Origin of the sequence: Treponema sp. (genome assembly GCF_045657965.1) — a bacterium.
GTDB lineage: Bacteria > Spirochaetota > Spirochaetia > Treponematales > Treponemataceae > Treponema_D.
Map to the genome: position 1 here is coordinate 1 of NZ_JAZOUG010000181.1, position 23,349 is coordinate 23,349.

At 39.8% G+C, this 23,349-nt stretch carries 22 protein-coding genes; 11 read left to right on the plus strand and 11 right to left on the minus strand.

What is annotated here, in order from left to right; translation table 11 throughout:
• The 3 genes from ACKI5B_RS06770 to ACKI5B_RS06780 all read left to right on the plus strand — a co-directional run.
• Positions 1-708, plus strand: a 708-nt coding sequence (locus tag ACKI5B_RS06770; protein ID WP_407427104.1) for a hypothetical protein, incomplete at its 5' end; no start/stop codon positions are given.
• A gap of 45 nt (positions 709-753) precedes the next feature.
• Positions 754-1,341, plus strand: a complete 588-nt coding sequence (locus ACKI5B_RS06775; protein WP_407427106.1) for a hypothetical protein — start codon at positions 754-756, stop codon at positions 1,339-1,341.
• Complete coding sequence (locus ACKI5B_RS06780) at positions 1,331-1,963, plus strand: hypothetical protein (protein ID WP_407427108.1); 633 nt, start codon at positions 1,331-1,333, stop codon at positions 1,961-1,963. Before ACKI5B_RS06775 ends, ACKI5B_RS06780 begins: the two co-directional genes overlap by 11 nt.
• Positions 1,964-2,102: 139 nt before the next feature.
• Here the strand turns inward: ACKI5B_RS06780 and ACKI5B_RS06785 are convergent, their stop codons facing one another.
• Together ACKI5B_RS06785 and ACKI5B_RS06790 are read right to left on the minus strand one after the other, a co-directional pair.
• Positions 2,103-3,233 carry a D-alanine--D-alanine ligase family protein gene (locus tag ACKI5B_RS06785; RefSeq protein WP_407427110.1) on the minus strand — a complete coding sequence of 377 codons (1,131 nt, stop codon included), beginning with the start codon at positions 3,231-3,233 and terminating at the stop codon, positions 2,103-2,105.
• Positions 3,234-3,245: 12 nt separating this feature from the next.
• Positions 3,246-4,958 (minus strand): Mur ligase family protein, encoded by a 1,713-nt coding sequence (locus ACKI5B_RS06790; protein WP_407427112.1) that lies wholly within the window; start codon positions 4,956-4,958, stop codon positions 3,246-3,248.
• A 113-nt stretch (positions 4,959-5,071) separates the two neighbouring features.
• On the opposite strand from ACKI5B_RS06790, the gene ACKI5B_RS06795 reads away from it, so the two are divergent.
• Genes ACKI5B_RS06795 through ACKI5B_RS06805 form a run of 3 tightly spaced genes read left to right on the plus strand, consistent with a single transcriptional unit; the run spans position 5,072 to position 7,222 of the window.
• Complete coding sequence (locus ACKI5B_RS06795) at positions 5,072-5,878, plus strand: hypothetical protein (protein ID WP_407427114.1); 807 nt, start codon at positions 5,072-5,074, stop codon at positions 5,876-5,878.
• Complete coding sequence (locus ACKI5B_RS06800) at positions 5,850-6,797, plus strand: hypothetical protein (protein WP_407427116.1); 948 nt, start codon at positions 5,850-5,852, stop codon at positions 6,795-6,797. Before ACKI5B_RS06795 ends, ACKI5B_RS06800 begins: the two co-directional genes overlap by 29 nt.
• Positions 6,798-6,811: 14 nt before the next feature.
• Complete coding sequence (locus ACKI5B_RS06805; protein WP_407427118.1) at positions 6,812-7,222, plus strand: acyl-CoA thioesterase; 411 nt, start codon at positions 6,812-6,814, stop codon at positions 7,220-7,222.
• On the opposite strand, the gene ACKI5B_RS06810 is transcribed toward ACKI5B_RS06805, so the two are convergent.
• The 7 genes from ACKI5B_RS06810 to ACKI5B_RS06840 form a co-directional block, all read right to left on the minus strand.
• Positions 7,219-8,022, minus strand: a complete 804-nt coding sequence (locus tag ACKI5B_RS06810) for a carbohydrate-binding domain-containing protein (protein ID WP_407427120.1) — start codon at positions 8,020-8,022, stop codon at positions 7,219-7,221. The two genes, ACKI5B_RS06805 and ACKI5B_RS06810, sit on opposite strands and share 4 nt — an antisense overlap.
• Positions 8,023-8,047: 25 nt before the next feature.
• Entirely contained in the window at positions 8,048-8,719 is a 672-nt protein-coding gene (locus tag ACKI5B_RS06815) for a DUF4956 domain-containing protein (RefSeq protein WP_407427122.1), read from the minus strand.
• A 23-nt stretch (positions 8,720-8,742) separates the two neighbouring features.
• Positions 8,743-9,471 (minus strand): polyphosphate polymerase domain-containing protein, encoded by a 729-nt coding sequence (locus tag ACKI5B_RS06820; protein ID WP_407427124.1) that lies wholly within the window; start codon positions 9,469-9,471, stop codon positions 8,743-8,745.
• Between the two features lie 19 nt (positions 9,472-9,490).
• Entirely contained in the window at positions 9,491-10,810 is a 1,320-nt protein-coding gene (locus tag ACKI5B_RS06825) for a hypothetical protein (protein ID WP_407427126.1), read from the minus strand.
• Between the two features lie 29 nt (positions 10,811-10,839).
• Entirely contained in the window at positions 10,840-12,414 is a 1,575-nt protein-coding gene (locus tag ACKI5B_RS06830; RefSeq protein WP_407427128.1) for a carbohydrate-binding domain-containing protein, read from the minus strand.
• 83 nt (positions 12,415-12,497) lie between these two features.
• Positions 12,498-13,274 carry an ABC transporter permease subunit gene (locus ACKI5B_RS06835; RefSeq protein WP_407427130.1) on the minus strand — a complete coding sequence of 259 codons (777 nt, stop codon included), beginning with the start codon at positions 13,272-13,274 and terminating at the stop codon, positions 12,498-12,500.
• Positions 13,261-14,172 (minus strand): ABC transporter substrate-binding protein, encoded by a 912-nt coding sequence (locus tag ACKI5B_RS06840; protein WP_407427132.1) that lies wholly within the window; start codon positions 14,170-14,172, stop codon positions 13,261-13,263. Before ACKI5B_RS06840 ends, ACKI5B_RS06835 begins: the two co-directional genes overlap by 14 nt.
• A gap of 104 nt (positions 14,173-14,276) precedes the next feature.
• On the opposite strand from ACKI5B_RS06840, the gene ACKI5B_RS06845 reads away from it, so the two are divergent.
• Positions 14,277-16,079: a dihydroorotate dehydrogenase gene (locus ACKI5B_RS06845; protein ID WP_407427134.1), complete on the plus strand. Its 1,803-nt coding sequence runs from the start codon at positions 14,277-14,279 to the stop codon at positions 16,077-16,079.
• Positions 16,080-16,115: 36 nt separating this feature from the next.
• On the opposite strand, the gene ACKI5B_RS06850 is transcribed toward ACKI5B_RS06845, so the two are convergent.
• Positions 16,116-18,935, minus strand: a complete 2,820-nt coding sequence (locus ACKI5B_RS06850; RefSeq protein WP_407427136.1) for an InlB B-repeat-containing protein — start codon at positions 18,933-18,935, stop codon at positions 16,116-16,118.
• A gap of 158 nt (positions 18,936-19,093) precedes the next feature.
• Here ACKI5B_RS06850 and ACKI5B_RS06855 point away from each other — a divergent pair, with 158 nt between their 5' ends.
• The 3 genes from ACKI5B_RS06855 to recR all read left to right on the plus strand — a co-directional run bounded on the left by ACKI5B_RS06855 (position 19,094) and on the right by recR (position 21,346).
• Positions 19,094-20,365: a M48 family metallopeptidase gene (locus ACKI5B_RS06855; RefSeq protein ID WP_407427138.1), complete on the plus strand. Its 1,272-nt coding sequence runs from the start codon at positions 19,094-19,096 to the stop codon at positions 20,363-20,365.
• 77 nt (positions 20,366-20,442) lie between these two features.
• On the plus strand, positions 20,443-20,754 hold the full coding sequence (locus ACKI5B_RS06860; RefSeq protein ID WP_407427140.1) for a YbaB/EbfC family nucleoid-associated protein: 312 nt from the start codon (positions 20,443-20,445) through the stop codon (positions 20,752-20,754).
• Position 20,755: 1 nt separating this feature from the next.
• A complete protein-coding gene (gene recR, locus ACKI5B_RS06865; RefSeq protein ID WP_407427142.1) occupies positions 20,756-21,346 on the plus strand; it encodes a recombination mediator RecR in 591 nt (196 codons plus the stop codon).
• Here the strand turns inward: recR and ACKI5B_RS06870 are convergent.
• The gene (locus ACKI5B_RS06870) at positions 21,343-21,765 is read right to left on the minus strand and encodes a hypothetical protein (RefSeq protein WP_407427144.1); all 423 of its coding nucleotides are present in this window, start codon (positions 21,763-21,765) and stop codon (positions 21,343-21,345) included. The genes recR and ACKI5B_RS06870 overlap by 4 nt on opposite strands.
• A gap of 50 nt (positions 21,766-21,815) precedes the next feature.
• Here ACKI5B_RS06870 and ACKI5B_RS06875 point away from each other — a divergent pair, with 50 nt between their 5' ends.
• Positions 21,816-23,330, plus strand: a complete 1,515-nt coding sequence (locus ACKI5B_RS06875; RefSeq protein ID WP_407427146.1) for a glycoside hydrolase 43 family protein — start codon at positions 21,816-21,818, stop codon at positions 23,328-23,330.
• The last annotated feature ends 19 nt before the right edge of the window (positions 23,331-23,349 follow it).

Below are 23,349 nucleotides of genomic sequence, written 5' to 3' on the forward strand. Positions count from 1 at the left end.
GCAAAAACCGCCGATGGGAAAACAACCGTTGACTTTACAAGCGACGAAGAAGAAAAAACAACAGTCACAACGACATGGATTAAAGAACACGGCTTGTGGCGGCTTTCTGAGCTTAGCACGGATGAAAAAAGCGATGAAAATTCAAAAAAATCATCGAAATCAAGTAAAAAAGATAAAAAGAGCAAAGATGAAAATTCATCCGGATACTTCGACAGTCCTGAAATCGACGGTTATGACAATGCCGTTCTGAGCGCGGGAGTTGATTTGAGCCTTAACAGCAAAGATTTGGCTTTCCGAGTCGGAGCAGATTTCTTTACAGATAACGGAATTGTCGGCTACTCAATTATGTACCACCGAGAAACGACTGAACACCTCGGAGAAGATGTCGGTTTAAATGTTTTCGGTTTTGGCATGATTGTCCGCATTCCAATCAAAATGGGAGAATTCGGCTTGAATCCGTATACAAAACTCAACGGAAATTTCGCTGTCGGAGATTCAAGACTGTTCATCGGTTATACAGCCGAACTTGGTATTCAGGCAATGTTCAACGCAGATGGAGCAGTACATTTTGGTCTTGGAGCAGGCGTAAAACAGCTGTTCTTGACTCAGTGGATGGACTTTGACATGAGCAATGATTGGGACAGCCGCCCTGAAATCGAAAATTTCACGAACAGAGGCATTTCAATTTACGGAATTTTGTCATTCTAAAAAGTGGTTCTTTCATACAAAAAAATCGCGAGGAGGTAACAGAGAATGAAAAAAATACTAACGGCTGTGCTTGCAGCTTTGGTGGCATTTGCTTTCACTGGCTGTATGTCACTTGGAGCTACGCTCGGCACATCAACAAAAAACAAAAAAGAATATCAGGAGGCGGTAGGAACTCCTCAGGATTCGGTCATTTTTTATGGTTGTTTTTCCAAAAACGAATACCAGGCGTTTTCTCAGATTAATCAGGATTTTCCGCCGGACTTTCAGGAAATGGAGAATCAGATTTTCATCTCAAAACCTGTCGCACCAGGCTCAGTTTATGCGCTCGAATGGTCAAAAGGTGAATACAGTTACACCGTGGGACGAGTCCGTTACACTTACTATTGGAACACGCCTTTTTCACTTCAGCTTCCTCTAAATCCTGTCGTTATCAACATTCCGGAAAAACCGGGATTGTATTATGTCGGAAGTTTTGACGCTACGACCGTAAAAGAAGGTGAAAAAGCACAGCCGATGAATTCGTCAGAAGATTATGAAATTGGCTGTCTCAAAGGCGCCCTCAAATTGTACAAAGGCACTTCATGGGAAGCGGCAATCAACGAAAGAATCGAGGAGCTTAAAAATGCAAAATAAAATCAAATTCATCGCCGCATTTACGGCATTGTTTTTTGCAGTACCGCTGTTCGCAAAAGACTCAAAAGTAAAAAATCCTGGAAAAAATGAAGTCATCCTGATTGGAAAAATCGTCGTAAAACCAACGGAAGATATGAATTTCTATGCACAAACCCGCGGCCTTAAAGACGAAGAGAAGTCAAAAAGCGCCTCTTATCACATTCCTTTCGCGCCGGAAGACCCCGACGATTACGATGATGATTATGAGGATTTCGTCGATGACAACCCGAAAGTTATTTTTGAGGAAGGCGAATTTTTCTATGCGAAATTCAAGGTTAATAAAAAAACTCGCAACTTGCAATTCAACGGAATGACGAAATACAGATTTTTTGGCAGCGACAAGACTTTTGTCTGGGTTCCTTTTGATTTTAATGTCGATGTTCCGAAAGATGTTTCTGCAATGTATCTCGGAAGTTTTTATTTTGAGACGGAAGGTCAGGATTTCGTCTTTAAAAACGCAAACCATATCGATGAATACGAGCTTGCTCAGGAAGCTCTCGACAAAGTTACAAAAAAACACTTTGATTTGTATCGTGCAGATTTAAAAGAAAATCCAAAAGAAGAATCAAAAAAGAAGAAATAATAGGAAGAATGTCAAGTTTAATCAACTGAACAAAAAATGTGTCCACTTCCAGAAAACTAAAAGAAAAAACTTCGAGTTTTAATTTACTGACTAAAATTAAAAAAGTTGTCGGCAATTTAAAAACTCGAAGTTTTTTTAGCTAACGGCTTGTCTGTAAATTTCGGGTTTTCTTGAACCTTGCGACAGCCTCATCAATCAGGAGATTTGTCAGGCTAGTAAAATCCAGTCCGAAAGCGGCGCACATCTTGGGAAACATGCTGATCTGCGTAAATCCCGGCATTGTGTTGATTTCGTTTAAGTAAAGTGCGTCTGTATCTTTATCTATAAAGAAATCTACGCGGCTTAAGCCTGCAAGGTCTAAGGCCGCAAATGCCTTTTTTGCCAGTGTGCGCACTTCTTCAAGGCGGGCGTCCGGAAGATTTGCCGGAATCAAAAGGTCTGCGCCGTCAGGGTCATTGTATTTTGCATCGTAATCGTAAAAATCGTGCTTTGGTGCAATTTCGCCCGGGCCGTAAGCAGTAAGCTTTTCTGCAGGGCAGGTGTCGTCATCAATCGTAGGGTTTCCTGTGACAGAACATTCGATTTCACGGGCGTTTACTGCCTTTTCAATTAAGATTTTGTCGTCCCAGTTGAACGCTTCCATAATAGCACCGTTCAAATGCTGCAAGTCTTTGGCAAGGTTCGCTCCGTCAGAGCTTCCTGCAGCACAAGGTTTTACAAAAAGCGGGAAACCAAGTTCTTTCTGAGCTTTTTCAAGTACTTCATCATACCGTTTCCAGTCGGCCAAATCACTGCGTCTCATGCAGAAGCCAGGAACGACAGGAATACCGGCATGTTCAAGAACAACTTTTGTTTTTTCTTTGTCCATTGTTTCGGCACTTCCAAGAGTTGTACAGCCGACATAAGGAACGTCTACCATTTCAAAAAGCCCCTGAATCGTTCCGTCTTCACCGAAAGGTCCGTGCAAAACAGGGAAAACTACATCTGTAGAAAGAATTTCGTTTCCAACGCGAAAAGTGCGTTTTGTTCCGCCCGAAGGAATTACGCTTACTTCCCTGGACTCATCTTCGATAATTTTAAATGAAGCTTTTGAATCGCCTTTAATCCGTTCAAATTCGCTTTCCGGCTGCAAAAACCAGCGGCCTTCTTTTGTAATTGCGATTAACTGAACTGTGTTTTTTGAATCGATATTGCGTGCAACGGCTGCTGCCGAGACTAAAGAAATTTCGTGCTCACCTGATTTTCCACCGTATATTACTGTAACTTTCATTTTCTGCTCCCTTTAAAATCCAATTTCTTTAAGCGCTTTTTCTGCCTCGGCTATTTCGTCATAAGGCATTACGCTGTCTTTGTAGATAATACTGTTTTCGTGTGCTTTTCCAAGCAGGAGAACGATGTCGTTTTTACCTGCCATTTTGAAAGCCTGTCGGATTGCTGAAGGCCTGTCCGGTGTAATAAACAAATCTTTATCCATTACTTTGCCGCATTTTTCTGAACCAACTGCAATGTCGCGTAAAAGGGCAACACTGTCTTCTCCGCGCGGATCTTCGTCTGTAAGGATTACGATGTCGCAGAAGCGTGCCGCAATTTCTCCCTGAAGAGGGCGTTTTTTTGTATCACGCTCGCCTCCGCTTCCAAAAAGGGCAATCATTTTGCCTGAGCAGCGGCGGCGTAACGGCGGGAAGATTGTTTCAAAGCTTGAAGGAGTGTGAGCATAGTCTACGATAAGCTCAAAAGGCTGGCCTTTGTCGATTACGGTCATGCGCCCTTTTACAGGAACAAGTTTTTCGACCAGAGATGCAACTTTTTCGATATCTGTGCCGGTAAGACGGCTCACAGCTTCAATTGCTGCCATGAGATTGTATGTATTGAAAGCGCCCGGCAAGCTTGATTTTACATGGAAAACTTTCGGCGGAAGCGGTTTTGCATGCTCATCGATTACGTGAGGCTCTGTCATGTCGAAGGTAAGTCCGAATCGTGCCGAAGCGATGTTACGGCCGAGCAGAACCGGTATTGAAGAAGGAATTTTTGGAAGCGGTTTTGCTTCTGTTCCTTCTGCGGCTGATTTTCCGGCCTTTCCTTCGGTGGTAAATCCAAGAACCGGCTGCTTTGTTGCTTTTATAAAATAAGAAGCACTTTCGTCTTCAAGATTTACGATTCCGAATGATGGAATTTTGACTTTTTTGCCAAGAATAAGCTTTTCGTGATTGTGTTCGTCGAGTTTTCTGAAAAGATTTGCCTTGTCGTCGCGGTACTGCTCGAAAGTTCCGTGGAATTCAAGATGCTCAAGCGTAACATTCATAAAAATGCCGGCATCGAACAAAAGATTTCCAGTGCGGTTGAGTTTTGGAGAAAGACCGTGGCTTGAAGTTTCGACTACAGCATATTCACAGCCGTTTTCGACCATTTCGTAAAGCTGTCTCTGAATAATAGTTGCTTCAGGAGTTGTCTGATGCTGAGGATTTGCGATTGCCTCACCGCCAAGAGAATATTGAACGGTAGAAATAAAGCCTGCTTTGTGTCCGGTAAGGCACAAAAGCTGCCACACAAATGAAACAGTAGAAGATTTGCCTTCAGTTCCCGTTACGCCGATAATGCCGAGTTTTGAAGAAGGATTGTCATAAAAGTTTGCTGCAACCGGAGCCATTACTTTGCGTGCATCGTCAACACGGATAAAGACTGGCTGGGGGTGTTGCGGGGCACTCCCCGCAGAGGGGGTAGCGGCCAACGAAGTGGACGCGCAGGGGGAGACTTCCCCTTCAAAAACAATCGCTGCGGCTCCGTTTTCGATTGCCTTTGAAATAAAGACATTGCCTGTTGTGTGTGTGCCGGGAAGAGCAAAAAAGAGCGAGCCCGGCTTTACGTCTCGGCTGTCAAAAACGAGCGAACTTATTTCCGGATTTGGAGATTCATTTTGATTTACCGGAGTTTTTCCGTCAGAAGCGGTAACTGTATATTTTATTGTAGAAATTGCGTCAAAAAGATTTTTCGTCATTTTCCCACCCAATACGAATTATCTTTTCATTTTAATGTTTTGCAGACTGGTTTACAATATATTCAAAAGGAACAAAAATCGTTATAATTTAAAACTGAAATACAGAGGAAATCATGGATAACGAAGAAATCAAACAAAAGCTTTTACAGATAGAAAATACAGACCTTGAATTTACAGTCACCATGACCGGAAAAGAAAGCACAAGGGTAAACGGTCTTTACAAGCCGGAAACTCACGAAATCCTGCTTCACAACAAAAATTTCAAAAGTGACATGCAGCTTATCTATACTGCAATCCACGAGTATACACATCATCTTTTAACAGAGGAATTTCTGGCTGAAACCGGCGGAAAGCTCCCTATGAAGGGCTCAAAAGTCCACACTGCTGCTTTCTGGACACGTTTTCATACACTTTTACAGAAAGCCGAAGAACTTGGAATTTACAAAATTGATATTTCAGAAAGTCCTGAACTTCAGGAACTTACCGAAAAAATCCGTAAAGAATACATCGAAGTAAACGGAAAACTCATGCAGGAATTCGGAAAACTGCTTGCACAGGCACACAAACTCTGTGAAGCATCGAACATCCGTTACGAAGATTATCTTGACCGCGTTCTCTGTCTGCCGCGCAATTCTGCAAAAGACATTACAAAAGTCGGTGCTGTCGAAGTAAATCCTGCTCTCGGCTTTGACAATATGAAAAAGGTTGCAATGCTCAAAAAAAGCGAAGACCGTGACTCAGCCTCCAGGCAGATTTTAAGCGGAAAATCCCCGGATACAGTTACCGAGCTCATGAAAAAGGCAGCCAGTGGTAATGATCCGCGTTCAAAACTCGAAAAAGAAAAAAACCGTCTTACAAAGACGATTGAAGCCCTGCAGCAGAGGTTACAATATGTTGAAGAAAGTCTGGAACAGCTGTAAAGTTTTCATTTTTCTTGCCGGAAGTTTCTCTTTTGCTCAGTCAAACGCAGCTGATTCTACAGCGTCGTCTTCCATTTCAATGCCACAAATGCCTTCAGTTTCCATGCCGGCTATCGGAAGCGGCTTTTACACGCCCGGAAGAAGCGACTTTTACAATCCAAATTTAAGCCGCACACAGACATCTTCTTCAAAAAGCACAAATACCGGATCAAATTCACAGACTTCTTCCAAAACTGACTCTTCAGCCGCCGTAACAATGCAAAATCAGTCTGCAGCCAGTGCACAGAATCTAAAAACTGCATCTCAGTCTGTATCTTCATCACTTAATCAGCTTACCGCCGATGATATTTCTTCTTTAAGCACTCTCGGTGCTTTTTCCGGACTTTCTGCCCTTCTTTCACGAAACTCTTCAACACTTCAGACAAATACTCTCACAGCAAATACAGCTGATTCCAAGGCTCTGCAGCAGATTCTTTCAGAACTCACAGAACTCAAAAACAAAGTAGACACTTTACAGGCTTCTGAAACATCATTTTCAAATGTCGTAAAACGGGAACCCAAAATTCTCCGCTTCAATGCTAATGGATTTGATTTACTTCCTACCTGTAAAAAAATCTACTTTTCAGAACTGGAAACAGACGGCACATTTCTGCTTACAGGCGACCGTAAATACATGTCAGAAAATAAAACACGAACCGAAACCTTTTATTTTTATTTCCGTGCAAAAGGAACTGACAACGGCATTACAAAATATTCCGTTACGCCTGCTGTGAGCCAGGATTATGAAAATCAATATTCATATCTATATCAGCTTACTCAAAAATCAGAACTTACCGCAAACCGCACAGGAAATCTGGTCACATTAAAAATTTCTGAACAGAATTTAAAACTGGACCTGCTGATTTCCCTTGATAAATAAATCCGGAGAATAAAATGGAAATTAAAATCTACAAACATTATGTTCAATATTATGAAACTGATAAAATGGGAATCACCCATCATTCAAATTATGTCCGCTGGATGGAAGAAGCCCGCGTAGATTTTTTCAGACAGATTGGCTGGGATTACGCTAAATTTGAAGCCGAAGGAATTATTTCGCCGGTTGTATCAGTTAACTGCAAATATAAGCACAGCACAACTTATGCAGATACAGTTTCAATCGCTGTCAGTATTGAAGAATACACAGGCATAAAAATCCGTTTTAAATATGTCATGTCAAAAGAAAACGGAGAAATTGCATTTGAAGGTAACAGCGAACACTGTTTTGTAAGCGCTGAAGGCAAAATAATTCCAATCAAAAAAGAATATCCTGCCTTCCATGAAGCAATTTCTGCCTTACTTTAGCTTTCAGTTACTTCAGTAAAAACCGCGTCCGTATTACGGGTTTCGCCTGACTCAACATCAAAAAGCGTTTTATTACCGTATGTAAAAAAATCGCCTTTTACGAAATTCGCTGACTTTGCTTTAAATGCACAGTCATTATCATAAAGATAAAAATTTCCTGAGTTTACAAGAATTTTTTTGTCGGCTTTGATTCCATTTTTTGAATTCAAAAAATAAGCAGAGAAAGTTTTTTCTTTTTCGACAGTAAGCGAAGAGCAGGTTAAAGCAGAGCCTCGTTTTGTTCCTTCAAGAAAAAATGTTCCGGCTCCTTTAATTTTGAAATTATCAGCTTCAACAGCATGACAGACATTGCCCTGAATAAACATAAGACCGCTGCCCCCCAGAACCAGATCTTTGTCTGAATGAAGAGCAGCATTTTTTGCAAATCCACGGCCACGTGAAACAATGTAATTTATACTGCCTTTTGCACTTGAAACTTCAGTCTTTGCTTCACATTTTATGGCAGCTTTACCCGAAGTATTTTCAAGATAGGCATTTTCCAGCTTTAAAACGGTATTTTTTTTCATCACCATGATTTGACCGTTAAAATAGCCGGAAATTGTATAAACCGAATCTTCTTCCTTTGGTGAAATTGTTATAAGGTTGCCGGAAATTTTAACAAAATCCATCGGGCTTATGCTGATTTCAGTGGCATAATTGTCTTTTGCAGATTTCGCATCAATCGACAGTTTTTCTGATTTTTTTTGAGCGCAGCCAGCCAGCATAAGCATGCCTGTAAATAAGGCGATAAACTTTTTCATAATAAATTCTCCGTTTTTTTAAATTTTATAAAACCGGGACAAGCTGATCGTCTGGATTTTCAAGGATAATATTAAGATTTCCGTTTCGTGTACGGAGTTCATCAATAAAAGCCTTTGTATCACAGTCTTTCTCAGGCTGAACCCAGTATGAAATTGTAAAAAGAGTGCCCATATTGCTCGTTTTTACATTTTTTACTGAATATTTTACAAGATATTTATCAAAAATACCATTAAAAATATCTTTATAATTCATGTCTTCTGGAATGGTGATTTTAAGAACCTGCTTTTCACTGACTTTCCATAGACAGGACAGTAAAATAAAAATTGCACTTACCACAAATACAAGTACAAAGCCGATAAAATAACTTCCGAGTCCCATGATAAGACCTGCAGCAGCAGCAAAAAAAGTATAAAGGATGTCTTTAGAATCCCCCGGAATGCTTCGGAAACGGACTAAAGCAAAAACACCTGCCAGAGAAAGTGTTTTTTTTAAATCAGTTGCTATAAACGGGATGATGATTGCCATGATTACCGGAAGCAGAAGAACCGTTATCACAAAGTTTTTAGAATACTTTTTGCTTTTATTAGCAAGCACATATCCGGCTGCAATCACAATTCCTGCAAAAAGCCCCATAACCATGCTGAAAAGAATTGCCTTTACCTCTTCATTTACAATAAATCCACTTAAAATGTCCATAATTTTCCTCCATGTGTTTTTAATTATGATTTATACACTGCATATTCCGTTCCATATTTCGAGAACGAAGTTTTAAAAAGTTTTCTCTCTGACAGGAAATGCACAAACCACAAAGGAAAGGCTTTGAATGCTTTTGCTTCCATAAGCCATTGCCCCTCTTTTAAAAGCTGATTTCCGTAAGCCGGTGAATCCAGCCGCAAATCAGTCCGGCGGGTCTGAATATTTGTATCAATAGTCAGACGAAAATCAGAATTATTTTTTTCAAAAAAAGCCCAGCGGTCATAAGATATGAAAACTTTCGGTTTTAATTTGTAAAAATGCATGATGTAATCAATTTCTCTCATTACCTGCATATTCATTTTAAGCGGCTTACCTTCGGCTGTGACAGGATTTTCCGGGATTTCACCAGTTTCAAAATATCTGTAAACATCCTGCAAAATAAAATTTGTACGCCTTTTATTAACAACGCCGTCATATTTTTTTTTGCTTTCAAGAAAAACCTTGTCTGTAAGAGCTGCCTGTCCATAACTTCTGAGCCTGATTTTTTCTTTAAAAGCAGGCTTTTCCAGAGATTTTCTGATAAGCTCGTCACTTTCCGTATCCAGATAAAGATTGCTTATAGAATAAGTTTTTCCATCTTTATTGAAAGGATCACTGTCCATATAATCATTGATGATTGAAAGAAGGGCTTTTTTATCATCATCATTGAGCATATATTTGATTTCACGCCGGTTAAAGACTTCTATTGCCATATTGTCCCCAGTTTTTTGATTAAAATTTCTTTTTAAACTTGTAAGTATATGTCAGAGGGACAGCTATTCCGGAAATTCCTTCATAGCGGGCGGCATTCATATCAATTCTAAGGCCGGCACCAATTGTTCCAAGCTTATCTGCCAAATCAACCTTAATTCTCGGGTAAAGCGTAATCCACCGGCAGTTACTGGCATTCAGCATTGTCCTGAGCTTAAAATTAAAAGATGCTTCAACAGATTCATTTACCTGAGAAGTAAGCCTGAGCTGCATATAAAACGGAATTCCTTCATGAGTAAACTCGTCAGTGCGTTTAGCTTTGCCGTTTTTGTATTTTACGACAGTACCTCCACGAACAATCGTCGTCGTTTCTGTATCAATTAAATTACCATCAGAATCATAATATTTGATTGTACCGATATATTCGTTTGTAAGGGCTGTAATCACATCACCATAAATACCAAGCTCTTTTTCAACAAATTTATAACCACCTGAAAAACCAAGTGCATATTTTGCCGTCTGTTTTTTAAATTCATCGGCGTTGTTTCTATTAACACGCTCTTCCGGAAGATAATCGCTTGAAGTAAAATTATAGTAAAAATGAATATTGGCAATAAGATTTTCGTTTCCCGTATAGCCTGCAAAAGCTCCGAATTTCCTGTCTGCTTCAGTAAGATTGTGCGCAGTAAAGCCTAAATCAAAAAGATTTGTAATTCCGCCGTTAACTCCAAAATCAATGGCTTTTTCAAATTCATTTTTTTCCGGATAAAATGTGCCTCCGCCTGCAAATTTTGCGTAAATCCCGTTATCAAAATTCCAGTCGCTTGTAAGTCCGCCGGCAAATCCATTTGAATAAACGGAAACGGAGTCATTTCCGAAATAACGGTCTTCGCCCAGAGAATCTGTTAAAAGCCTTGCATATTTTGTAGTATCATCAGCTGCAGCCAGATATCCTGAAGAAATTGCAAAGTGCTTGTAGAAATTGTTACCTGCAGCAATTCCAAACTGCGATACAGGAGTAAAATGCACAAAGCCGCCCGGAGCAAAAATTACTTTTGAAAGAGAATCATCAACAGTCTGATAAACGGTTTCCAGTCTTAATCTTGCTGTTATAAGTTTGTCTTCCAGATCAATCTGAAATCTGTCTCCAAACGAAATTCCTGAATTCGAATGTGCTTCTCCATAAACATCGCTTTCAGTTGATTTTGAATACAGATCATAGTCGGCAAGCTCATCAAAATCTCCGCCAACAGTATTTTTAATTGTAAGCTTTGTTTTTGAAGAAAGAGCTGCTGCTGTAAACAGGGCAAGTATTAAGCAGGTAATGTATTTTTTGTTCATAAGCAAAACCTCTTAATTTTATCCACAGATTAATGTCCGCCTGGTGTATTTCCGCCTGGTGTAGTACCAGAAGATGAGCCGCCACTACTAGAAGAACTATATGAACTTAAACTGACAGAAGAACTGCCTGCCGTTCCGCCAACAGAAACAAGTCCACCGAAATAAGTGTTACTTCCCGCTGTTGCCCCGGAAGTAAGGACAGGTGTCGAAGAAGCTGATACGACTATTCCGCTTCCGTATCCGCTTGTACTTGAAGGAGTTTTGAATGTATAAACCGTATTTCCAGCTGTAAGAGCATAAGTTGTATTTGCTGACCAGCCTGAAGCTTTATAGCAGTTCTGGGTAAGGGAAGCACCGCTTTCAAGAGAACCTAAGGTCATTACAGTACCGCCGCTGATGTATAATTTGTAACCGTCTTCGGTATTTGCATCAATGGCAACTTCAGGACTTTTAGAACCGACTGCAAATACTAAACCGCCTTTTATATAAAAATTGCCGTTTGCATCAAGCCCGTCATTTTCTGGAGCATAACCGCAGACATAGCCGCCGGTAATTGTAAATGTAGAACTTGCATTTATACCGTCGTCGGAAGCGCTGTAACCATAAACTTCGCCGCCGCTGATTGTAATTGTGCTTTTTGATTCGATTGCTTCATGCTTTTCACTTGATGCATACAGTTTACCGCCGGTGATTGTAATATCGCCGTCAATTTTAACGCCTTTTGCAGATGCACTTGCAGAACCATAAGTAAGCTCTGAACCGGTGGCTTTTACATTCACTGTACCGCCGGACTGAGTATAGTTTCCGTCTACTGTTATGGCTTTTGAACCGCTTCCACTGGCAGTTCCAGTTAAAGTGCCGCCTGTTACAGTAAGATTTCCATCGCAGTTAATAAGTGCCGGAGAATTATAGTCACCTTCGGTTGAATCATACACAGCAGCTGCAGTAGAAGTAAGTGTAAATGTTCCGGAATCTATTGTGATGTTTGCTTTTGAAGCAATACAGCTTTTATAATTTTCTGTAACAGAAAGGCTTCCTTCTCCATAAAGTGCAAGACCTCCCTTACAGTAGAGAGTTCCTTTGTTATCACTGTAAGAACTGTAATCACCGCTATAACTTCTTCCGTCCTTTAAAGTATTTGTACCTGAAACAGAAACTGTAGCCGCACCTCCTTTTGTAATATCAATGCACGGATAATTTGAAGAAGTAATGGTAACGCCATTTAAATAAACGCCGATTTCATAGTTTTCTGAACTTTTGATTTTTACACCGCCGGTTGTCTTTGTGCCTTTAAGATAAATCCATACACTTTCAGAAATATCAGAAGCATCTACTGTAATTAAACCGGCAGCTGAATCATAAGAAACTGAGGCAGTTTTATCTAAAAAATAAAATGCAGTGCCTGTAAAATCAGAATAATTTTCATCATCAGCAGAAGCAGTTACATCAGTAAGATTGATATAAACGTACTTGCCTGCAGAAAAAGACGATCCGCTTGCAGAAGAAGTTACAGAGTCAGAAATCACGTCATCAGATTCAACAATGCACGAAACAGTAAAAACTAAAACCAGAAATACAAAAAATGATTTAAGAAATACTTTCATATCAGCCTCTTAAACCGAATTTTAATCTGATTTATTTACCTGTCAAACCTTAAACATAATTATAAATGTTTTCTTATCATATACTAATTTTCTGTTACTTTTTTTATTATGAAAATCGGGAGTTTTGTTAAAAGAATTCCAGTTAGAATCATAATCAGTGCGTATGCATAAATGTCCTGATAATCATTAAAATAGCTGCTTGAATAAATTGCCTTACCTAAAGAATTTTTTGTCTGCACAAGATATTCTGAAGATACAATGATTTTCATTCCCATGCCGATTGTATTTATAAAAGCCTGCCTCAAAAAACCAGTCATTAAGGGAAGATAAACAGAAAACAAAATCCTCGGTGAAAAACTGCTGTTCAGACGGTAAACATCAATTAAATCTTTATCAATATTTAAAAAACCTTCACAGACAGCTTCACTTATAACGGGTATTAAAACAAGCGTTGAAGCAATATAAGGTACTTTTGAATAATCTGTAAGAAGCATTATTATGACAACTAAGACAATTACCGGTATCGAACGAAGCATAATCATAAGGGGAGCCAGTGTTTTCCTTAAAAAAGAGCTGGCTCCCTGAGCAATACCAGTTAAAATTCCAGCCAGAAACGACAAAATCAATGCAGTCACTAAATGTAGTAGAGTTGTCAAAATACACTGATAGGTTTTCGGTGTAATCATCAGGCGGAAAAATGCACGGCAAATTTCAAATATATCCGGGAAAACAAGCGGATTTCCTTTTGCTTTTCCAAGAATCTGAATAAGAAGTGCTATTACAAATATTCCAAGGCAAAAACTGAAAAATTCCTGCCGGTATGAGAATTTTTTTTGAGAATTCTGTTTATTTTTCTCCATAGTAGAAGTCATCAGCCGGCAGAGAAGAGCCGAATTGAGCCAGGTCAATTTTTGCTGTAGTTTCAACCTGCTCTTTAGCATCAAGTGCATTTAAATATCTGATTGAGCAGTTTGGTATTGCTTTTTCAGCAATTTTTTCATTTGGCAGAATTTCAAGTTTGACTGCGACTTTTGCAATTTCAGCAGGATTTTCTGCACATTTTTCACAGGACTGAGCGGCAAGTTTTAAATATTCACGGACAGCTTCAGGCTGTTCTTCGATTGTTTTTGTACGGACAAAAAGCCCTGCCTGAGTATATCCTTCAAAGCCGGTTGCTTTTTTATACAGTTCATTTACAGGATATGCTGTAATCTGCGGATTTTTTAATCTGGCCCCGGAAAGAGCAGGTTCTGCTGTAAGCACAACAGCTTTTGAATCAGAAAGAAGAAGTGAAAGTGTAGCAGCTGCGCTTCCAAGATAAGTTACAGATTTTGGCCTGATTTTATTGTTTTCAAGAACAGAAAGAGCAACTGAAGAATTTATTGTGTTTTCACCGAATAATGTGATTCCGGATTTTTTAATGTCTTTAAGTGAAAAATTCTTTTTTTGAGAAGCAAAATATAAATTTCCCCATGTAACAACTGCAGCAAGTTTATAAGTTGACTTACCCATCTTGAAAAGTTTTGCTCCGGCATTGACCGGTGCGATAATAAAATCTGAATTAGCGGCGGCAAATTCAGCTGAAATTGCTTCTGCAGCAACATATTTATAGTCTTCCGGATTTTTTTCTGCCAGATAAGCCAGAGCTAAGGCCGGAGCTCCGTTTGGCGAAGAAACTTTTATTTTATAAGAATCTTCTGAAATCAAATTTGAAAGGGAAAAAACTAAAGAAAGAGCAAAAATAATGATTTTTTTCATGATGAGTCCTCGATATAATAAAACTTTATTCCAATTTTAACTAATTTTCAAGCAATAATTGGCGGTAAATTATTTATATGCTATACTCACTTCCGAGGAAAGACATGAAACAGTTGACTGATTGTAAGGGTAATGTATTACCGGTTTTTGGAGAAGGAAGAGTAACCTATTGTTCTATAGAAAGCGGAGCTGCACCGCAGGGAAGTATCTGGCTTTTAAAAGTATTAATGAATAATTGTCCTGAACCTGTTGCAGGTCAGTTTTATCTGCTGCGCTCTGTAAAATCTGGTGTTCTTTTAGGAAGACCAATCAGTATTTATATGGCAAAAAAATGTGGGAATGGCGTTGAACTTCAATTTTTAATCCTGCGTAAAGGAAAAGGCACTCAGGAACTCTGCGCTCTTGAACAGAATGACAAAATCGAGCTTACAGGTCCGCTTGGAAATTCATTTCCGCTCCCGGAAAAAAACGAAAAAATCTGTATCGTTGGCGGCGGAATCGGAGTTGCTCCGGTTGCAGGCTTTGCTTCAACTCTTACCGAAAAATCCTACGATTTCTTTGCAAGCTTTAAAAGCGGCTCATACGGTCTTGAATACATAAAGCCTGCAAATCTTACAATTACAACTGATGACGGCTCTGTCGGAGTTCACGGAATGTTACCGGCAGCCCTCACAGCACAGACTCTCAAAGATAACGGCTACACAACTCTTTACGCATGTGGACCAACGCCTATGCTTGCCTACTTACAGAAAATCTGTATTGAAGCCGGCATAAAATCGTACCTGAGCATGGAAAACCGTATGGCGTGCGGAGTAGGTGCCTGTCTTGGCTGTACAATCACCACAACCGAAGGAAATAAACGCTGCTGTAAAGATGGTCCTGTCTTTAAAGGCGAAATCCTTCAGTTTGAGCCTCCAAAGTTCAAACCTGTTTTTGGAAGCGGCAGAGACTCTTCGACAGGCTCAGTGCCAGAAAATTTCGAACCTGATTTAAGCGTAGAAGTTGCAGGCGTTAAATTTGCAAATCCTGTAATTGCAGCAAGCGGCACATTCGGCTACGGTTCAGAATATTCAAGTATTTTTGACGTAAACGCACTCGGCGGCATCTGCTCAAAAGGCCTTACATTAAATGCACGAACTGGCAACACAGGCTGCCGCTTAGTCGAAACTCCTTCTGGCTTAATCAATTCAATCGGTCTTGAAAATCCTGGAATCGAACATTTTATAGCACACGAACTTCCTTCAATGCTTAAATTAAAGCCTGTTACAATTGCAAACCTTTCAGGCTCATCAATCGAAACTTATGTTGAAGGTGCAAAACTTCTCGATTCAACCAGTGTTCCTATGATTGAGCTTAACATCAGCTGTCCGAACGTAAAGGCCGGCGGAATGGGATTCGGTATGGCACCCGAAACCGCTGCAAACGTTACAAAAGCCGTTCGTGAAGTTACAAAAAAGCCTCTCATGGTAAAACTTACTCCAAATGCACCGGATTTAATCGGAATTGCAATGGCTGTGCGCGAAGCAGGGGCTGACGCTCTTAGTCTTGTAAACACGTTCCAGGCAATGTCTATTGATTTAAATACAGGACGGCCGGTTTTTGACAATATCCGTGCAGGTTTTTCTGGTCCTGCCGTAAAGCCGATTGCACTGCGCATGGTTTACGATGTCGTTCAGGCAATGAATAAACTTCCGGAAAGCGAGCGTATCCCTGTCGTAGGCTTAGGCGGCATTTCAAGCGCTCAGGATGCGGTTGAATTCTTAATGGCAGGAGCGGCTGCAATTCAGGTAGGAACTGCAACTTTTGCAAATCCAAATGCGATGATTCAGATTGTTTCAGGTCTTCGAGACTACATGAAGCAGAAAGGCTTTAAATCAATTTCGGAATTCAGAGGAATTGCACAGTAGTTACACAAAGGAATCGCACAGTCTCTGCAGCAGCATCTATTTTGTAAGAGTAAATGTGCTTCCAGATGTAGCCGTCTTTGCTGCTGAGAAAAATTCATCAATATTGCTGTAAGTGCTACCGTCTGCAGTTCCGCTGAAGGTACAGCCACTTGCAGCAGTCATACTGTCTGTAACATTTGAAACTGCATAGTCAGGTGTACTGCCATAAGATGCTCCAAATGTTACAGAACCACCGCTTTCTGTATCCCATATAACGTTTATATTTGCACCAGAAACCCCATCCAGTTTAATTCCACTGTGGTTGTGACCGATAATCGTGTTTTCGCCTTTAACAGTAAAATGCACGGTAAGAGTTGTTCCTGCATTTTTATTGTAAATTATAAGACCGCTCGCCCAGCTTCCTGCATTTCGCTTTACATTGTCCAGCGTTACGTAATAAGTGACATCTTCGCTCGTCGTTACATTTCCAATATCTATCTGTGAATTATTTGTGCCTGACTCACCTTGTATGATATATGGAACAGAAGGGTCTGTAAGATTTGATGTCGATGATGCAGATAAAACAATAACTCTTTTAAGGCATCCGGCTTCTGTAATACTCCATTCACTACTTTCAGTAATATGGAATTTTTCATAATTGAGTTTTATATAGCCTGATTCAGTTTCAGTGAAAACCTGAGCTCCTTCATAATATTGTGAACATCTGATTACTGCCTTTGAATCTGCTGTTCCTGTCAGTTCACCCGTAAAATTCAAAACAACACCAGACTTAAGGAAAATATCATTTGCACCGCTGCTTCCGCCTGCAACGACAGCTGTTCCGCCCGCATTTACATTTGCTGCGGCAAAAATTCCACCGCCTCTGTTAGCTGCCGTATTATTCTGAATGTCACCGCCCTGAAGGTCCGTAATTCCCTGAGCACCAAGACCGCCGCCATTACCGGATGAAACATTCTGTTCAATACAGCCGCCTGTCATTGTAAATACGCCTGTATCAGTATTCCAGACTCCAGCTGCATATCCTGCAGTATTTGAACTGATTGTGCCGCCTGAAAGTTCAAAAATACCTTTAACATCAACACCACCACCAGACTTTTCTCCGGAAACGCCGGCAGTATTTGAGCTGATAATTCCGCCGTTCATATAGAACTTACCGGGCTCATATGTAGCAGTGTCTGTATTTGTTCGTCTGTCTACAAACACACCGCCGCCATGAGCTGCACTTATATTTTCAGAAATTGAACCGCCGCTCATTATAAATATGCCCTGATCTGCATAAACACCGCCGCCTGAACCGTTAACTGTACTGTTATTACTGATTGTACCGCCGCTCATAGAAACAGTACCTTTATTAATGAAAACCCCGGCTCCGTTAGATTCAGAAGTGTTCGAATCAATTAATCCTCCGGTCATCGTAAATAAGCCGTCGTTTACAAGTACACCGCCACCAGTTCCCATTCCTGCGTATGAGGTTGAAGAATCAGCATATACTTCGTTTTGACTGACTGTGCCGCCTGAAATATTTAATGTTCCTGCACTCTGAACAATGATTCCACCGCCTTTAAGAGCTTTATTTGAAGAAATTGTTCCCCCAGCCATATCGAATATGCCGCCGGTTACAGAAACACCGCCGCCGGAATAACCTGCTTCGTTTCCGCTGATTACAGAAGCACTGTCAATTGAGAAGGTATTTCCGTTAAAGTAGATTCCGCCTGCATTATATTGTGAATAATTACCGGTAACAGAAGTTGAAATAAGAGACAAAGAGCCGTTCTGAAGCACGATTCCTGCGCCGTTCGAATTTGATGTACTTCCGTCAGCATTTATTTCTGTTCCTGTGGCGCTGTTGTCCCGGATGATACAGTTTTTTACAGTAAGAAGACCACTTCCTAAATAACGAAGGCCTGCACCATAACGGCCTGCACCGTTTTGAACAGTAAGATTTTTTAAAGTAACATCAGAAGAAATATCTGAACCGAATGCAAGTGCTATTCCAGAATTGTTTCCATCGATAAAATCAGAATCAGAACCTGAGATGCCTTCAATTGTAAGAGAATTTGCATAAAGCGTGCCTATTGAAGGATTTCCTGTAACAGTGCCGCTTATATAAATAGTGTAATCAAGCTCAGAATCAGCATTTCCGTTTATTTCTGAAACAGCCCGCGTAATAGAAAAATATGGATTGTCCTGTGTTCCATCACCATTTGAATCACTGCCGGTTGAAGAAACATAAAAAAATTTCTGGATTGCATCAGGATCCATTTCCCACTTTGCATGAAGAGTTAAATTACAGCGAACGGCTTCTGAAAAATCGAAATATTTCGTCAAAGAAGAATTAGAATACCAGCCGTCAAAAATTCTTGCCCGTTTAGAAGGATCTGCCGGCTGCAAAACATATTCACCGGATAATACTTTTAAGCTCTCTATTTCAGAACCGCCGTTAGTATTAAATTTAATGACACAGTATTTGCCTTCAGGTTTTTCGGTTTCATTCCAAAGTAATTGCAAATCGTACGAAAAAGAATCGGTTCTGTCTGTAGAGATTTTAAAATCCTCTGTTGAAGCAATCAAAGTGCCCAAAGAATCATAAGCATAAGATTTTATAAGATAACGGCCGCTTCCAAGATTATCAGCATTAAAACTTGTTCCAATTGTGCTGCTGAAAGTAAAATTTTCGCCGCTGTCCTTAATTGCCTTTGTTATACAGAGTGAAACATCAGAAACTTCATAGCCGTAAAGTGAATCAGAAACAGGCTTAAGAACTGTAAAAGACTTGCTTCCGTCAGATTCATCCTGACATGAAATAAAAGAGAAAAAAATTGATATAATGAGCAAAAATAAAGAAAACTTCTTCATAGTTCCCCCTGCAAATATATCAACTTTTTTAAAATAAAGAACTTTTTCAACATTATTATAACCTGATTTTCCAATAAGTCCAGCTGTTTTTAATATAATTTTATAAATTTTATTATCTGCGTTGAATGAATTCCTTAAAAATGATAATTTTCTTCAATATGAATTTTTCAAATATTTTTGTCTTACTTTTTTTGACCGGCACTGCTTTCAGTTTTCTTTTGAGTATGATTCTTGAACGGATTGATTTTTCATTCCGGAAAAAGCACGGCCGTGAAATTCCTGAAATTCTTAAAGAACATGTAGATTCTCAGACTCTTGAAAAGACCTGCCTTTATGAAGATGCAAAATATCATCTCTGGATACCAAGCACAATTCTTGAAGTAATTCTTTCGCTTTATCTGGTTTTCTGCGGATTTTATCCTGCGCTTTTTGAAAGAATCTGGGCATGGACAACAAATTCTTTCTTTGCTGCAGCCCTTTTTTTGATTTTAGGTGGAATTCCGGGGGCACTTCTTTCACTTCCATTTGCACTTTATTCAGAATTCGGAATTGAAAAACAGTTTGGCTTCAGCAATATGACAATCGGAATGTGGCTCGCTGATGAAATCAAAGGCTTTATCATAAATCTGATTATTATGCTTCCGCTGCTTCTGGCAATGACGGGCCTTTTTAAATATGCTTCTGAATGGTGGTGGATTTTACTCGGCTGTATCTATTTTGTCTTCAGCCTGGGAATTTCCGTAATTTATCCGATTTTTATCGCACCGCTTTTCAATAAATTTACTCCGCTTGAAGAAGGTGAATTAAAAACCCGCCTTGAAGAACTTCTCAAAAAATGCGGTTTCAAAGCAAGCGGTCTTTTTGTAATGGATGCTTCCCGCCGTTCGGGACATTCAAATGCCTATTTTACCGGCTTTGGTAAATCTAAACGGGTCGTTCTCTATGACACTTTAATTGAACAGCTTACTGTTGATGAAATTGAAGCAGTTTTAGGGCATGAACTCGGTCATTATAAACATCACCATATCCTTAAAAAACTGATTTTTATGATTCCTGCTGTTTTTGTAGTTTTATTTGCAGTCAGTTTTCTGATTAAATTTGCAGATTTATATACAGGTTTTGGATTTAACTTCCTTGAAAGCGGAAATGTGCCTTATCAGATGATGTTTATCGGTGTATTTTTAATAAGTCTGGTTTTTGGTGAATGGACTACAATCTTCAGCCCTATTATGAACTCTCTTAGCCGTAAAGATGAATTTCAGGCAGATAAATTTTCAAAAGAAATCTGCGGAACAGGCGATTATCTGTGCACTGCCCTTATAAAGCTCAACAAAGAAAATTTAAGTGAAATTCAGGTTCCAAAAATCTATAGCATTTTTAACTACAATCATCCGCCGCTTCTGGAAAGAATCGCAGCACTAAAAAAATAATTTTCTCAAGATGATATATATTTTTTAATGAATTTTTGATAATATTCTGACTGAAATTAGTTTTTGAGGAAATCATCATGAATCCATTTGAAATGGTTAAAAATCTGAAAAATCTTGAAGGAACGATGAATCAAATGAAAGAAGAGCTCGCTCAGATTTCTGAGACAGGTTCTTCCGGCGGAAATATCGTTCAGGTCACTCTGAACGGCAAATTTGAAATTACTGCAATAAAACTTGACCCTATCGCAGTTGATCCGCGTGATGTCCAGATGCTTCAGGATTTAATTGTAGCCGCTCATCATGCCGCCATGGAAAAAGTACAGGAAAAAATTCAGGAAAAATCAGGTTCACTTCTGGGCGGAATGAATATTCCAGGCTTAAAATTATAAAATGACTGCAATTGACGAACTTACAGAATCATTTTCACGCCTTCCAGGAATCGGAAAAAAATCTGCAGGAAGGCTTGTAAACTATATTCTCAAAGCCGATACTGCCTGGATTCAGAGGTTTGCGAATCAGCTTTCCACTCTGCAGGAAAAAATACATGCCTGCTCAATCTGCGGCTCATGGACCGAAAACGATCCCTGCCCAATCTGCTCAAATCCGCTTCGGGACAAAGAAATTATCTGCGTTGTAGAACAGCCGCAGGATGTCGCCACAATCGAAAGTTCACACGAATTTTCCGGACTTTTTCATGTTTTAGGCGGTGTAATTGCACCTCTTGAAGGAATCGGCCCAGACCAGCTTAGAATTGCAGGACTTATTGAGCGGGTAAGAGGCGGTACCGTAAAAGAAGTAATTATTGCAACAAATCCTACAGTCGAAGGCGACACAACAGCCCTTTACATCCAGCGGCTTTTATCAGTAATTCCAGATCTTTCTGTTACGCGGCTTGCAAGCGGATTACCAGTTGGCGGCGATCTTGAATATGCAGACCGTCTTACCTTAGCCAGAAGTTTCCGCGGACGAATGAAATTCTAGCGTCTTCCTTTGTAACAGACGGTGCAGCCGGTAATCATAACATGCTTTTTGCCTTCAGTGCGGTTAAAAAGACGTGCAATAAGTTCTCCTTCTAAAGGAACTTCTTTTCCGCAGACAGGACACATTCGCTTTACTCCAGGTTCCGGACGGGGATAGCAGTGAGGACAGCCGTGCACAGTCATTCTCTGGTCATGTGTTGTCATCGGTCTGTAAATACGGGAAAACATATCTTCATTTTTTGCCAGCGGAGTTGAACAAAGCGGACAGCGGACAAATTCAACAGCTCCATGTTCATTTTTCTGTGTACGGAGATTATCATTTTTTTGATTAGACTGCTGAAGAGTTTTTTTATATTTCCCAAAAAGCATAAGGGCAAAAATTATAACTAAAGAAGAAGCAAACAAGAAAAAATAATCCATAAAATAAATATCGGTTGAACAATAAATAAAATAAAATCATAATAACTTTTATGACATACAAAAATCCAATTCTTCTCTGCGATTATTCCGACCCTGATGTCTGCCGTGCAGGAGATGATTTTTATCTTACAGCCTCAAGTTTTAATTTTGTGCCGGCACTGCCTGTTTTACATTCACGTGATTTAGTTCACTGGACACTCATAAATTATGCTCTTCCCTCAATCCCGCTTCCCGGCTACGACAAAGTACAGAATGCAAAAGGGGTATGGGCGCCTTCTATACGTTTTCATGAAGGAAGATTTTATATTTTTTTTGCAACTCCGGATGAAGGAATTTTTTACACAAGCACAGCTGACCCGTATGGAAAATGGGATGAACTTCAATGCGTATGGGCAGGAAAAGGATTTGAAGATCCTTGTCCTTTCTGGGATGATGACGGAAAAGTTTATCTGGTTCATGCTTATGTAAAAAGCAGAGTCGGCTTTAATTCAAAACTCGGAATTTTTGAACTTGATCCGCGGACACTCAAGCCGGTCACAGAAGACAAATTTATTTTTGACGGAACCCAAAGTCAGCCGACAATCGAAGGACCGAAGGTCTACAAAAGAAACGGCTTTTATTATATCTTTGCTCCAGCCGGCGGAGTTACAAACGGCTGGCAGAGCGTTTTGCGTTCAAAAAAAATCGACGGCGATTACGAAGAAAAAATCGTACTTGCTCAGGGAGATTCAAAAATCAACGGACCTCATCAGGGCGGCTGGGTTCAGACTCAAAGCGGAGAAGACTGGTTCATTCATTTTCAGGATGCAGGCATTTTCGGCCGAATCACACATTTACAGCCGATGCGCTGGATTTCTGACTGGCCTGTAATGGGAAATGCCGTTCTTTTAAGCGATGAAAAAGCACTTTCGGTAACAGGAGAGCCGGTTACGAAATGGAAAATCCCTTTAAAAAACAAAACCGGATTTTCAAAGCAGGAAATTTCAGAATTTCAATTTTCTGCTTCCCCTGATGAAAACAATTTTGCAAGCACAAAAAATTCTTTGTGGCTTACCCCTTCTGTCTGTACAAAGAAAATTAATTCAAAAAAATTCACATACGAAAAAAGATTTTTTCTTGAAGAAAAATGGCATGAAAATCAGAGACGCGGAATAATTTTCTTAGGAAACGAATACGCAGCCCTTCAAATCGAAAAATCAGATGAAAATACTTTTGTAATTTCGTACCTTGAATCATCTGGAAGCGAAAACGGTGATACACTGCGCGAAGAAAAAATAATATGGAAACAGGAAATTTCACTGGAGGAACAATTAACTGCAAAGTCCGAAGTACTCCCGGAATGTTTAAATGGCGGAAACTTTGCTGCTTTTGAATCTGACAGCACAAAAAAAAGACGTCAGGTTTGCTTCAAAATGAAATTTTCATCCGGAAAAGACGGAAAAAGCGGAATCGTTCATTTTTCTGCAAAGGCAAAAATAAACGGAAAAAAAATTGCTTACAAATCAAAACCTTTTAAAACAACCAACGCACACTGGGTCGGCGGAAGATACGGATTTTTCAGCTGATGCAAAAGACTTTCAAAAA